This window comes from Flammeovirga sp. SJP92 (assembly GCF_001583495.1).
GTDB lineage: Bacteria > Bacteroidota > Bacteroidia > Cytophagales > Flammeovirgaceae > Flammeovirga.
On record NZ_LQAQ01000081.1, the window covers coordinates 1 to 14,882 of the forward strand.

Below are 14,882 nucleotides of genomic sequence, written 5' to 3' on the forward strand. Positions count from 1 at the left end.
ATTTTTTTATCCTCAGGTGGTTTATTGAAATTAAGCCAACCGACCTCTACCAATGTAGATAGAAGTTCAGCTATTCCAGGTGAGGAATTTTTATCATCAATGACTTCGGTGTTCCCTGCTCTTATATCATTTTTGGAATATTACATTCGACTTCCTGTATGTACAGCCGTTCTACCTAAGCGTTGTTCCATTAGAATTCCTGCAGGGGCTGAATCTCTACAAATACCAAATTTCGAATCTCGTTTGAAATATTCTTTTTGTAAATGCTTTTCAATTAGAGGTTGATCTATTTCATAAATGTCTTTATCAATACACTCAATAATAACATTGGACATTGCGGAAGCGATGTTAGCACCCGTAACCTGAAATTCTTCTGCTAGTTTCTCAAGAATACCTTCTTTGAAATTGAAAGGAGGAGTGATTGCATTTGACCAAAGCTGTAGTCTTTCTGATTGAAGAGGAAAACCAAATTCAATAATTTCGGAAATTCTTCGTAGCATCGCCTTGTCAAAGTGTGTACGGATATCCCTAACGTTAGTAGCAAGAATAACTATTCCATCAAAACGCTCTACCCTTTGTAGAAGGTAAGACATTTCTTGATTTGAGTATTTATCCTTAGCGTCATTGATGTTCTCACTTCTTTTGGTGAACAGTGCATCAGCTTCATCAATAAATAAAATGGTGTCTTGTCCATCAAGTTTTTGAAAAACTCTCTCCATGGCTTTCTCAAATTCACCAATATATTTAGAAACAACCCTTGAAATATCTAAAGTGTAGGTAGATAAACCATATCTTTTACCAAGCGTTGTAGCCGTAAGTGTTTTACCAGTACCAGGAGGGCCTGCAAAAACATACATTTTATTGGTCTTGATTTTCTTATAAAACGGCTGTTCTTTTTGCCCTTTTACCTTATCTTGAATTCTCAACCAAGTAATAAAGGGATCTAAACTTTCTTTTGTACCGTTGGTGAGTACCACTTCATCAAATTCCATGGAAGAAGTTGCTAATTTTGCAGGAAAGCCAATTTCACTATCCAAAGGAGGATATTTACCACCATGTAAAAACACAACAAAATGTTCTGTTATCTTAACCACAGAAGACATCTTCCCATAAATCTTATCCTTTGAGAAAAGGTATTCAAATGAAATAACATCATTTTTGATAAAAGGGTGATCTTCACTTGTGAAATATAAGAACATTTGCTCCGTAGCTTCTGGGAAGTAAAGATTTAAAAATGCCCTAAAAAAAGGAGTGAACCTTTTCTTTTCTTGATCTAAACCACCTGGAAAGTCATTGATGAGGTTGATATCGTCTGATGAAACAAAAAATGGGGTGAATATTTCGTGTTTATATTCCCAAGCATAAGCAAATATCAGTAATGTAAGGTCATTTTTATTGAGGTTGAGTTTTTTATCAAGCTGAAATAAATAACTACCCGGAAATTGATGGGTAATGGCTTCAAAATGATCAATATCTGGTGTAGCAAATTGCACGTCTCGATCATTTGCCTCTTTCTTTTCAGAATATTGATCAATGATGTATCGAATGTGCATACTTAGGACATCAACACAAGCTTTTAAAGCTTCTGATAAATCCTCTGTAGTTATTTCTTCGGGTTGTGTATTAATGGTTTGCATTTTAATTAGTTTATTTCCAGGCTCATCAAAAAATCACTAAATCATCTTATTTACTATTTAGATTGAAGTTTTGTAGTTAGTTAATTTGCTGGAAAAGTGTATTTAATAACTGATTTTATGTATTACAAACATATTAAAGTTTTTAGACAATAGAAATTTATAAACCTTTAATCTTGTTTTAACCTAATCCATTTAATTTGATTCTTGTTCCTCCAAAACCTAACCCTTGTACTTTGTTATTTGTACTCCCTTTTTTTATTGGAAGTGGATGTTTTGTACACCATAGTTAAAACTATAGGCAGGTAATAGCCAAACTTATCATGATTAGAGTCTTGAAGGCAGATAACGAAGACAATACTTTAGTGTTGGTGGAGTCAATATCAATTGCCCATGAATTCAGTCATGGTGCACGTTATTTTGTTCTGATTCATGTAGTGTTTCTTGAGCCATAAGGCATTGTGGCTCTACAGAATGATATTCTTTCAATTTACATATTCGATAAATTGAAAGCCTTGTAGGGATGTTGCACTGCAACGTCTACCGAAACAAAACACGGACCATTTTTCCCTCATTCAAAATATTCAAGTATCCTGGCCTTGAAGGGAAAAGCGTTAAGAATTTCATGAATTGAGCCGTTAAAAATTTGAGCAAAGCGAGTTTGAAATCATTTAGGCGAGTGGAATGAAATTTAGCTTTTGACTTCTAAGCCTAGATTTTTTGCTTCGTTTTTCATCAATAGAAAAATGAAGAAGAAGGAAGCTTGAAATTAGGACATAAAAGCCTGTAGAATAATTGATTGAAAGTTTACGGTAATTTAATTTATAATGTACTTGTTAAGTGAATAACTAAATAAAATTAAAAGGGGAAAGGATAAGAACTTCCAAAGAATTTGTAGTAGATTAGGACAAAACAATAACTAATTAAACTCTTAATAAACTGCTATGAAAATTGAATTCGCTTCAATCTCTATTCTACGATCATTGTCTTCTATAGACCAAGTACAACACCTAAACAGGCTAAAAATTTTTTCCGTGCGAGATCTCGCAGAATTTGCACCTTGTAGACATGCTGAAATGCTTGTTGGTTTTGGAACCAATAACAATCTTTCCCAATTGTCATTGGGTAGTTATGTGGACAGTGATACTCTTCAAATGTATGAAAGTGGTGAAATTTCCACTATAAACGAAGAAGAGGTGATTGTATTAAACGCTGTTGATATTCAAACGAATACCATTTTTTTAGAATACTTCGGCGTAAAAACAGTAGAAGAGCTTGCTATTTTTAAACCATTTGTAGAAGCTAAAACTTTAATTCAAGATGAAATTGATCAACATTTTAAAGAAAGACCATCAGCTCCAAAAGCTTTAATCCCTCAGCTTATCGGGAGTACGCACACCACAGCAAGGTTTAGTAATTATGTAAGAGAAAACGGACAGGAACTGAAGGGGACTGTGCTTACTGATGCTTATTTATTTGAAAAAGGGAGTGCTAAGGAACTTAAAGAAATATTTTGCCGTACAAATTTTAAGTACAACTTTGGCTACTTAGCAGCATTCAAACAAAGGTGGATCAATGCGGGTACACATTTAGGTGAAGTTTTGCATAGTTTAGCACTTGCTCCAGGAGAGTCTAGGAATATTGCATTTATAGAATGGAATACAAGGCAAAGTAGTGCTAGACAGGAAGATAGTGAGGCTTCGGAACGACTGAATAGTGAATTTTTACAACATAGAGCATTGAATGAAGTTGTAAAAAGCACAGCGCAGGAACATCTCCATGGAGAAACTGAAATTGATGCAACAACCAAAACTTCTGGGTTTGGATTGACTTTAGGATTTGGGGGAGGAAGGTCGTCAGGGGCTTCTGCCAAAGCAGATTTGACTGCGGTTACAGGCATACCTATGGAAGTGGCTGGAGCAGGTCTAAATGCAATGGCGGGTTCTACAGGGGCTAGTTTTGTCCGCTCAAAAAGTTCAGTCCAAGGTATTTTAAAATCTGAAACAACAGGCGAAAGGTCTGTGAGTGGAGAGGTCATGCAAGATATTTCTGATTCAACGATTCAAAATTCATCGAACATAAGATCGTTAATGTCTACGGTGGTTGTAGAAGATGAACAGTCTGGATCGCAAAAGACTTATACTCGCAATGTGACCAATTATAATCACAGTCACGCATTGACTATTCAGTATTTTGAAGTACTTCAGAAATACGAAATAAATACCTATTGTGATGGGTTAACCCCGGTTTTATATCTGCCTTTTGAGCCTCTAGATTTTGATATCGAGCTTATAAAAAAGTACTGGCCCACTCTAAAAGAAGGAGTGAGAGCATCAGTAACCCGTGCTAAATATCATAGATATAACGCTTTAATTAGTGATTTTAAAGCGGAAAATGGTGACTTTACAATTTCTGATGATGTACGAATTACTAAAGTAAAAATTGTAACAAGCTGTTTCTTTGGTAATGGTGTAAGAGTAGCATTAGATGACGCAAAACCTCCTGTCACCTTAAAAGTAACGAAGGGAGATATGGATGAATGCATGAACTTTAAATTAAATGGTTCTTCTAATTATATCGATTATGAACTATTCGAAAACCTTACCAAAACATTTAATGGTTTTGATAGAAAAGATTCCTTTAAAATAGGAGAGAATGTCACAGTATCATTAAAGTCCAGATTTAAAAAAGAACTTAAAAAACAACTGATACGCTATTTAGAAAATAGTAATTTGACGCCTAAAGTTCTTGAAATTGAAATGGAGGACAATGATTTAGGAATAGGCCACAAACGTACTAATTTAAAGCACATGGTTGATGATGATAACTACCGTTTGGTAAACCCTGATGAGGAAATCGATTTTACAATAAACTTGGATTATACGCTAGAAGATACATCAGGTAATCAAGAAGTAGTTTCTCAAACATATAGTGATAGCTTATCCTTTGCTAACCTTCATAATGGGTATGATGAGGTTGTTTTTAATGTTACAGACCATATCAACAAGCAATTACAAGACGTTTCTGATATTAATCCTAGAAATGAAATTGATGAGCTGGAGGCGTATTTTAGAACGAATAAATATGGGTTTACGAAATACCTTCTTACCTATATGGAAAAAGAACAAGTGATTGATATTATTGAGCAACTTGTTTTGGATGGCAATCAATCTACAATTCCTTTGACAAGCATTATTGATCCCAATCCACTTGGTATCGTAGAAAATTTGATGATTTTTAAGTTGAAGGAACCCAACTTGACCCAATTGTATTCAGTAGGAGATAAGTTTACTTTCATTGCACAGCACTCTTCAACAGATACCGAACTAAAAGTGCCTCTAGTGGGTTATGGTGTAAAAAAAGAGGTATTGAAAAAAGGGAGAAAGTATACACATTACCATCTTGTGACAGAGAATAGAGTTGGAATTTTAAACACAAATGTATCCAACAATAAACCTACTTTTGAATATGATGTTACGATCTCTAATTTACCAAATGAGAATAAGAAATTTGAATTTGTAGGAGAGGTTACTACTAAAATTACAATCAAAGGAGTAACCACAAGTTTTTCAAAAGCAATTCAAGGAGAGACCGCCAAAAATGAATTAAAACACCTGATTTTGACCTATGAACTTCATTCAACAGAAGGTCAAGATAACAATGAAACAAATGATGATCCAATAGGCCAGCCAAAAATTTCAAACATCACTTTCAATGGAAGGTTCTTTTTCTTGCCAACCAAAAATTCGGATATAAAAGATGTCGTTAATGCGTATCTTAAAGAATTAAAAGTATATGAAGAAGAAGTAAAGAAAACTTCAGTGAAAGGGACTGTTTTCCTTCCTACATCAGGCGTGTTTGCAGAAGCTATTTTAGGGGTTTCAAATGCTTCTGAATATATAGATATCAGTAGATTTTATAATTGGCAAGATTCTCCAATTCCAAATGCAGCACCTCAAATAGGGACATTGAATGCCAATTACGATTATAGCAAACCTGTGAGCGACCAACTGCAACCTAACGTACCTGTAAGTGTTTTAAATCAAATTTCACCTAATCAAATGCCTGGTACTTCTTTGGATACTGCCCTGGGAGCAGTGCAAAATGGTTCGATGTTTAGAGATATGTCGAAAACAGATCAATTTATGGGAGCCTTGGGTGATTTAGCCAACCTAGCCAACAATACGGCTCAATTAGCAGGAAATTTATCAGGGGAAGCGGCGGCAAATGCATTGAATGCGGCTGTAGAATTGGGAAAACAAGTGGCAGGTATGGTCAATACTGCCATGGGAAATAATATTGCTCCAGCCCCTTCTACGCCAACTGAAAAAGGAGGAGCGATCAATAAAATTAAAGAAATGAAACCCAAACAAGATGGATCATTAAATCCTCGTAATAAAGCCATAGCAAATAGTACAGGCACACCGGTTCCCCAAACATCAACTATTCAAGATCCCCCTCCAACTCCAGGTAAAACAACACCTTCAAGTCCAACTGTTGATGAAATAGTATTGGAAGATAACTTGGAAATAAAGACAAATAGTATTCATTACACGCCTCCTGTATCTTTAGTTGGACATATTAAGTCTGTAATACTAGATGATTTACTTCAATTTGGAGATTTGATGGACCTGTTTTCGTCCATTGAAAAACATGTACAATATGGAGGTATGTTAAATATAACTGGTAATATCAAGTTGACATCAAAAGGAGTAGCAAAAAAAAGAACCTTTAACATGGCAGGTATTACAATTGCTTTAAGATTAAATAATATTGCTGGAGGTGATAGTCAATGGAATGATTTCAATATTGATCAAGAAATTGATTTTATAGAGGAGTTAAATTCAACTTATTATGAAGTGATTTTTATATCAGGAGATTTGTCAGAAATTATCAATACTATTTCTGATGTGACGGGACTCATGAGTAATAGTGTGGATATGATTGAAGGCTTTCCTATTGTACCAGATCTTTCAATTTTACCTGATGTAGTCAAAGATTGGATTGATGATAGTACTTTTTTAGATAAAATCGAAGAAGTAGTAACAAAGATTAAAAGCAATATTGCTACGTTAGAAAATATTCAACATATGATACAAAATGAATTAAGGGCATCAGGCTTATTTATTAAAGGAATCAATGATAATAATTGGACATTTATATCTGAGGTAAATAATACCATAGGAACATGTTTTGCCACCTCATTTATCACCAATCATAATATGACAATGAAAGTTTTAGTCGAGTGATCATTTTAATTTATTGCCTGTACACTGAACTCCGTACGGTGAGTAGTGTATGGATAGGTTAGAAGTAAGATGTAAGAAAATGGTTCGTTTTGTGGAGCATAAAATGGTTTTTGTAGTGGTACGTCAGGTGGTGCGGGAGCCACAAAGCATTGTGGCTCTACATGCGCTACCTTTTTTAATTTATATATTCGATAAATGTAGAGATGTTGCACAGCAACGTTCACCGCACCGCAATACGGACCACTTAACTCTTCCACAACACGACACCTTATTGTGTAATTATATACTACCAATAGCAAGGCATATTTTTGTATAGTTAGAACATTATGAAGATTTCTCCCCCAAAAACGTCTCAATTTAAAAAATGCCTCTTCACCAAGTCACTCTACACCAATCAAATTGGAAAGCATAAACTATCAGAAATCAAAAAAATACAACTCCCCTTTATTCTGCATTACTAAATAATAAAGCCTCTAAAAGCCCTTTAAACACTGTTTTTATCAAGTGCCAATCTGTATAATGGCACGTGCTTTTGATTCTTGAAACCCTAAAATAATTCAACGGTGCGATTGAGAAGCATACACTATCTACTTTAGCACAAAATGAGTGTAATGATTGACCGGCGTCATTACAATACTGTACACAATTTTTGTATGAAATGATTATGAAACTAATGCTCTCTCAATGGCTCTTATTGATAGGTTGCCTTGTCATACCTATGTCGAGTCTCTACTCCCAACAGGCCGATGGTAAAGAAGTTTACCTTCAAGGTTTCCACTGGGAATCCGCTGATGCTAGTTCTAAAGATTGGTGGATCAACTTAAACAACAAAGTAAACGCTATTCAAGCGGCAGAAATTGACGGGGTATGGTTGCCTCCTTCTTCTGATGCGGCGGATAGAGCAGGTTATTTACCGCGTAAATGGTATGACCTTAATTCCAACTATGGTACTCAACAAGAATTAATCGACTTAATTGCTCACCTCAACAGTAAAGGCATCGTATCTATTGCTGATATTGTGATCAACCACAGAGTAGGTTGTACAGATTGGGCAGATTTCTGTGAACCTACATTAGGCTGTAATGCAATTACTTCTGATGATGAGGTGAATCAGCAATTTCCAGGTCAGGGTTGTGGTGACTTTGATACAGGTACGCCTTATAGTGCGGCCAGAGACATCAACCACAATGATTTCGAGACTAGACAAGCCATCAAAGATTGGATGAACTGGCTGAGATCTGATATTGGTTATGCAGGTTGGAGATACGATTTTGTTCATGGTTTTGGAGCAGGATTCTTTGCGGAGTACAATAACGCCACGAATCCTTATATCTCTATTGGTGAAAACTGGACAGGCGATACGCAGGCGATCATCAATTGGATGGATGGAACGCAAGGTACTTCTACAGCTTTTGATTTTCCTTTGAAATTTGCATTACATGAGGCTGTAAATGGCAATTATGGTGCATTGAACAATGGTGGTAAGATGCCAGGTGTGGCAGGGGTTTGGCCTCAAAACTCAGTGACTTTCCTTGAGAATCATGATACAGAACCAGTTCGCCAAGGGGATCACCCAGGTTCGGCTTTCCCGAATGATCCAAGTTCAAATTCTCAAATTCTTCAAGGGTATGCGTATATCCTAACGCACGCAGGTTCTCCAATGGTATTCTACTCTCACTTATTTGATTATGGAATTTATGATGAGATTGCGAAGATGGTGGCATTGCGTAAAGCAAATGGAATTTACAATAACAGTACGGTAAGCATCCAACAATCGGATGGAAACGGGTATGCGGCGATTATTGATAATAAAGTAGCGGTACGTATTGGTAATACTTCTTGGTCTCCAGGTGGAAACGGCTGGGTATTGCAAGCTGATGGATTGAATTATTCTATCTGGGATAAAGGTGAGGGTGTAAATGAAGCACCGTTAGTAAGCATCGATCCTTCCATTTTACAATCAGACACTCCAGTACAAGTAACGCTTTCAGCAGTGGATGATCAGGATATTAATCTGCCAATTTATTATACAACAGATGGAACAACACCTACTACTTCTTCTACTCAATATACTGGTGCTTTCACTTTATCTTCAACAGCTACTGTAAAAGCAATTGCTGTGGATAGTGGTGGAAAAACAGGTTTTGCTGAGCAAAAATATTATATAGGAGAGCCTTTGCCAGAAATGGAGGTTTATGTTAGAAAACCTGCAGGCTGGGGAACACTTTATGCGCACCATTGGAATGCAGTGCCAGCAGGTGTTAGTGCTGATACAGAATGGCCGGGTGTTGTCATGGAAAAAGTAGCGGATACACAAGATTGGTACAAAGTTACGTTACCTGGTGTTCAAGAAGCTAGTTTTGTCTTCCATGATTTCAATGGAAATCAAGATGATGATATTACAATTTCAGGTACAGGATGGTACGATCAAGGTACAGTTTCATCGAATTGTACAGTGGATTGTCCAGATGTGGATCCTGTGGAAGTGACAGCAAGTATTTCACCTCAGTCTACCAATTTTGATAATCAAATAGCGGTAACACTTTCGGGTACACCGAATGCAACACTTTACTATACATTAGACGGTGCTACGCCTTCTACTTCTTCATCGGTTTATCAAGGAGCCTTGACTATTACAGCTACTACAACCGTGAAAGCAATTGCTGTATTGAATGGTACTTCATCGGCAGAAGTTTCTGCTACTTATACATTGAATGATGATGATGATCAAATTACTCCAATTCCAGCAAAGAAATCGAAATTTACTTGGGATAACGCAACGGTCTACTTTACAATGACTGACCGTTTCTATGATGGAGATGCATCGAATAATAATTCTTATAACAGAGGTAAAAACGGTAATGGCCAAGACTATACGGATGATTCTTCAGCGGGTGAATTCCATGGTGGAGATTTGAAAGGTATGACAGCCAAATTGCGTGAAGGTTATTTTGAGTCAATCGGTGTCAATGCCATCTGGATTACTTCTCCAGTAGAGCAAATGCACGGATGGGTTGGCGGTAGTTCTGATGGTTCATTCCGTCACTACGGTTACCACGGTTACTATGCCATGGACTGGACTGAAATTGATCAGAACATGGGTACAGAAGCAGATTTCCAAGAGTTTGTAGACGAAGCGCACAGCCGAGGAATCCGTGTCGTTGTGGATGTGGTGATGAACCATACAGGTTACGTGACCATGCAAGATATGGAACAATACAACTACGGTTCTGTGGATCCTGCTTGGAGATCTTGGCAACCTGCAGGTGGAGAATCATGGCATTCTTACCACGAGAAATTTGTAGATTACAATAGCGGAGGAACTTGGATTTCAAACTATTGGGGTCCAGATTGGATGCGTCACCCTGATATTGACGGTTATGATGGTTGTTCTTCAGGAGGTGGAATTGATAACTGTGTTGGTTTCTTACCAGACTTGAAAACAGAAGATGTAGGAACAGTGGGTATTCCACCAATTTTAGTGACAAAGTGGACACAAGAAGGAAAATTTGATCAGAAAAAAGCGGAATTAGATGCGTTCTTTAATGCAACAGGACTTCCAAGAGTAGTTTCCAACTATATGATTTTCTGGTTGACAGATTGGGTAAGAAAATACGGTATTGATGGATTCAGAATTGATACGGCCAAGCACGTTGAAATGGACCGTTGGTCTAGATTGAAGCAATATGCCATTCAAGCTTTAAAAGATTGGAAAGCGGAAAATCCTGAAAAGAAAATGGATGATCTAGAGTTCTGGATGACGGCTGAAGTATGGGGTCACGGTAAAAACAAATCGGAATACCATACAGACGGTCAATTCAACTCTGTGATCAACTTCAACCTGAAAAATGACGCGAGAGTTTCATCACGTGATGCTTCTTCATTGGAATCACTATATTCTGAATATGCAACTATCAACGATGATCCAACTTGGAACTCATTAAGTTACTTATCATCTCATGATGTAGTGCCATTATTTGACAGAAATAGCTTACAGTCTGCCGCACCAGGTTTCTTATTATTACCAGGTGGTATTCAAATTTTCTATGGCGATGAAACAGGTCGTCCTGAAGGAAACTGGAGTGATGCCGAGCAAAATACACGTTCTGATATGAACTGGGGTAACTTCAATACAAGCCAACATGAGGTGTGGAAGAAGTTGGGTACTTTCCGTAGAGATCACCCAGCAGTGGGAGCAGGTTCTCACCAAAAAATTGGAGATGCACCGTATACTTTTGTTCGTGATTATAATAATCAAGAATTGGAAATTGCAGACCGTGTTATTGTAGCTGTAGGTGCTCAAGGCAATGTGACTTTCAATGTTTCTGAATATTATGAAGAAGGCGATACAATTGTAGATCATTACACAGGAGCTATGCAGGTAGTAGCAGGTGGTCAGGTTTCATTTAATGCAGACAGCGAAGGTATCGTATTATTATACAGTAAAAACTATACTTTCGTTTCTAGACCAGTGCTAACGATCTCTCCTGATACAAGATATGACGAAAACAGCATTACAGTTTCTATCTCAGCAGTAGATGCTGACGATCCAAATCCTAGTATTTACTACACTTTGGATGAGAATGCAGATCCAGCAGATTATATGAATTGGACGGCTTATGTTGGACCTTTCACCCTAACTGAATCAGCAACTGTAAAAGCGGTAGGCGTCAATGCCGAAGGACGTACAGGATCAGCAACGAAGACTTATTCTATTGGTCAAATTGACCCAATAACAGTTTATTTCTACAAGCCATCGGATTGGGGTTCAGCGAATATGCACCACTATGATGCAGAACCAGTTGGTATTACTGATGATACGGTTTGGCCGGGTGTTCAAATGACTGATATCGGTAATGGTTGGTATGAAGCTTCAGTGACAGCTTTAAGTACAGGAATTGTATTTAATGACAACGGTGGAGCACAATCAGATGACCTTTCAAGAGAAAGAACAGGTTGGTACAAAGACGGTCAATGGACAGATACTTGTCCTGGAAATTGCCCAGGTCCTCAAAAGCCTGAAGTGATGATTTCTCCAAATGGAGGTAATTTCTCTAGTGGAAGTGTAAATGTGTCGTTAAGTGCCACACATGATGGTGTTCTTTACTATACTTTGGATGGAACGGAGCCAACTCAAACCTCTACACCTTATACAAGCAGTATTCCTGTTCAAGGAGTAGAAGGAGAAACGGTCACATTAAAAGCAATCGCATACAATGGAGAAGGTGCTTCTCTAGTAAAAACAGCCACTTACACATTCAATCCAGTACAATCATTTACGATTTATGCCAAAGGGTATTCTCATGTGTATTATTGGGAAGTGGCTCAAAATGGTACTGTGGTAGAAGAAAATCCAGTGGCATGGCCAGGAGTTGCCATGGTTTCTGCTCCAGAGATTGGAAGCGGATGGATGAAATATGAAGTAACAGGTGGTACTTGTGCCAATGTCATCTTCTCAAACAGTGGAGGTGGTCAAACAGGTGACATGAGCACTTGTGGCAATGAAGGTAAAGGCTATGAAAATGGACAATGGGTAGAAATCAATACAGGAGTGGATGAGACAGATCCAACATTGGGAATGACGCCCTCCTCTACATTTAGTGGATCAGGTACCGTAACTCTAACTGCTTCTGATAACTCAGGAATTGCTCCAACCATTTATTATACTGTAGATGGTACTACACCTACCACATTATCTCCATCAGGAGTAGGTAGCGTATCGGTTACATTAAACACCGTTGGTACTCACGTAGTTTCAGCCTTTGCCGTAGATGCATCAGGAAATACGTCAGCAACTCAAACCACAACATATGAAGTAACAGAAGCAACAGGCGGTTTTACAGTCTACTTCCAAGGTGTAAATAATCCTTTGATTCACTATTGGAGTGCGGTGCCAGCAGGAAGCATCACTAGTACAACTTGGCCGGGTGTATCGATGACAGAAGGAGCAGATGGATGGTGGTCTTTCGAGTTCCCATCAAGCGTATCTTCTATCAACCTATTATTCCATAATAATGCAGGTTATCAATCTCCCGATTTGACAAGAAACGCAACTGGTTGGTACAGAGATGGACAGTGGTACGACCAAAAGCCAATCGACCCAACAGGTTTGACGGTGCACTTCAAAAGTTCATGGGGAAATAGCACAAAAATTCACTATTGGAATGCTTCCAACGGGGCATCTTCAGCATGGCCTGGAGAGAATATGATAGATGAAGGAAACGGTTGGTATAAGTTCACGATTGAAGGTGCCACTTCTTCCAATTTACTATTCCATAATGGTAGCGGAGCACAAACAGCGGATTTATCTAGAACAAATGAGGGATGGTACAAAGATGGTGTTTGGTACAACTCCAATCCTGAGCAAAGTGCAACTCGGTTGGGATTTGACCTTGAAGAAGAATTACAAGTGAATGTCTATCCTACAGAAGTAACACAACAATTGACGATCGATTTAAATGCTCAAAATGCATTAGAGGCTATGATCATGGTTTTCGATCTCAATGGTAAAATTATTTCATCAGAAAGGCATCAGTTTAATGTTTCAAATAAACAACTGAAATTGGATACCCAAGGTTTTTCATCTGGTTTACATTTAATCAGAATTGAAGTGAAAGATCAGGTCATCACAAAGAAGTTTATTCGTAAATAAAGACTTATAATTCCTTTTGAAGCACATAGTAGAAATGCTATGTGCTTTTTGATTTGTAATAAAAAAAGGAGTGTATCACTAACTTTACTGGCGCAAGTGTTAAGTCGTAGACGTCACTTGTGTCTTACAATTGAAGAAGTCTCCAGACTTCCGATAGACAAAAAAATAGAAACCTAAATAAATATTTCAATCCTATTTTTGTGTACCAATAAAAATCATTTTCAAAAACATTCTAAATATGAAACCAATTGTGACAGCTCAAGAAAACAAACATTTTTATTGTTGAATCGGAAGTCTGGAGACTTTTCCGATTTTTAGACACAAGTGACGCCTACGGCTTAACACTTGTGCCAGTTGAGGTAGGTCCACTAATTGGATAGTGAGTCTTTGATTTATTATAAAAAAAAGGAATTATAAGTCTTTTGTGTAAACTCCTCAATCTTGTAATGTGAGTAAGTCAAGTTTTCACTTACTACAGTCACTTTATTTTTTTGGTAGATCTTTTCTCTTCGATTTTGGTTTAGGCTTCAAAAGATTATTCACCCTTTCATATTCTTTTTTTAGTTTTCTATTGTCGGGGTCAAACTTAAGATCCATTTTTAATTTTTTATGTAATCTTTTTAGTTCCATCTTTTTCAAAGACCTCGGACTATCTTTTTCGATAAATGTCTTTTTTGTATTTTTCATGGCCAAAGATAAAAAACATCTTTAAGAATAACGGTATTTAGAGGTTAGATTAAGATATATTACTTTATGATGCACCTTATGTTTTATCTTTTAAAGATCTGAGAATTTTACCATTATTAGATACAATTGAAACCTACGGCTTAACATTTGCGATAGAGATTTTCAATAGAAAATATTCTATCTAGACTTGTAACAAATATTTATGAAATACTTTATTATTCTATTGGTAGTCGCAATTTTAGCATTCTTATTTCATTTGAGTATTATGGTTAGTGGAATTGAATTTAGTAGGTTGTTTATTATAAAAACAGAAGAGGATTTTATACTTGCAAATGTTTTTTATGTAGTCGCTTTAGTTACGTCTTTATTTTTGAAGGATTGTAAAGTCCTAAAATAACGATACACTAAAACAATCGTTATTATGGAAGACAATAAAAGTCAATATGTTAAAAGAACTCAGAAGGATTATTCAATGTCCTTAAAACTTCAAATTGTCTCAGAAGTTGAAAGTGGTCAATTAAGTTTAAAAGGAGCTACACGTAAATATGGAATACAGGGAGATAGAACAGTAAAGGTTTGGTTACAAAAATATGGTAACTTTGACTGGAACCATAAAGTCAGTACCATGAAGAAGAAAACACCTGAACAAGAACTGTTAGA

Annotated in this window: 5 protein-coding genes and 1 pseudogene; 4 read left to right on the forward strand and 2 right to left on the reverse strand. The window is 36.9% G+C overall.

The genetic code is table 11. From position 1 onward, the window contains the following. Positions 1–140: 140 nt before the first annotated feature. Positions 141–1,637 (reverse strand): ATP-binding protein, encoded by a 1,497-nt coding sequence (locus AVL50_RS18000; protein WP_062617881.1) that lies wholly within the window; start codon positions 1,635–1,637, stop codon positions 141–143. 320 nt (positions 1,638–1,957) lie between these two features. Here AVL50_RS18000 and AVL50_RS33725 point away from each other — a divergent pair, with 320 nt between their 5' ends. The 3 genes from AVL50_RS33725 to AVL50_RS18015 all read left to right on the forward strand — a co-directional run bounded on the left by AVL50_RS33725 (position 1,958) and on the right by AVL50_RS18015 (position 13,535). Further along, entirely contained in the window at positions 1,958–2,089 is a 132-nt protein-coding gene (locus AVL50_RS33725) for a hypothetical protein (protein WP_256366130.1), read from the forward strand. Between the two features lie 579 nt (positions 2,090–2,668). Then, positions 2,669–6,883, forward strand: coding sequence for a hypothetical protein (locus AVL50_RS18005; protein ID WP_157491405.1), 4,215 nt, complete (start codon positions 2,669–2,671; stop codon positions 6,881–6,883). A 718-nt stretch (positions 6,884–7,601) separates the two neighbouring features. Next, entirely contained in the window at positions 7,602–13,535 is a 5,934-nt protein-coding gene (locus AVL50_RS18015) for a starch-binding protein (protein WP_062617884.1), read from the forward strand. 483 nt (positions 13,536–14,018) lie between these two features. On the opposite strand, the gene AVL50_RS18020 is transcribed toward AVL50_RS18015, so the two are convergent. Continuing rightward, a complete protein-coding gene (locus tag AVL50_RS18020) occupies positions 14,019–14,222 on the reverse strand; it encodes a hypothetical protein (protein ID WP_062617885.1) in 204 nt (67 codons plus the stop codon). Between the two features lie 421 nt (positions 14,223–14,643). On the opposite strand from AVL50_RS18020, the pseudogene AVL50_RS18030 reads away from it, so the two are divergent. After that, positions 14,644–14,882, forward strand: a pseudogene (locus AVL50_RS18030) (helix-turn-helix domain-containing protein); the annotation flags it as partial.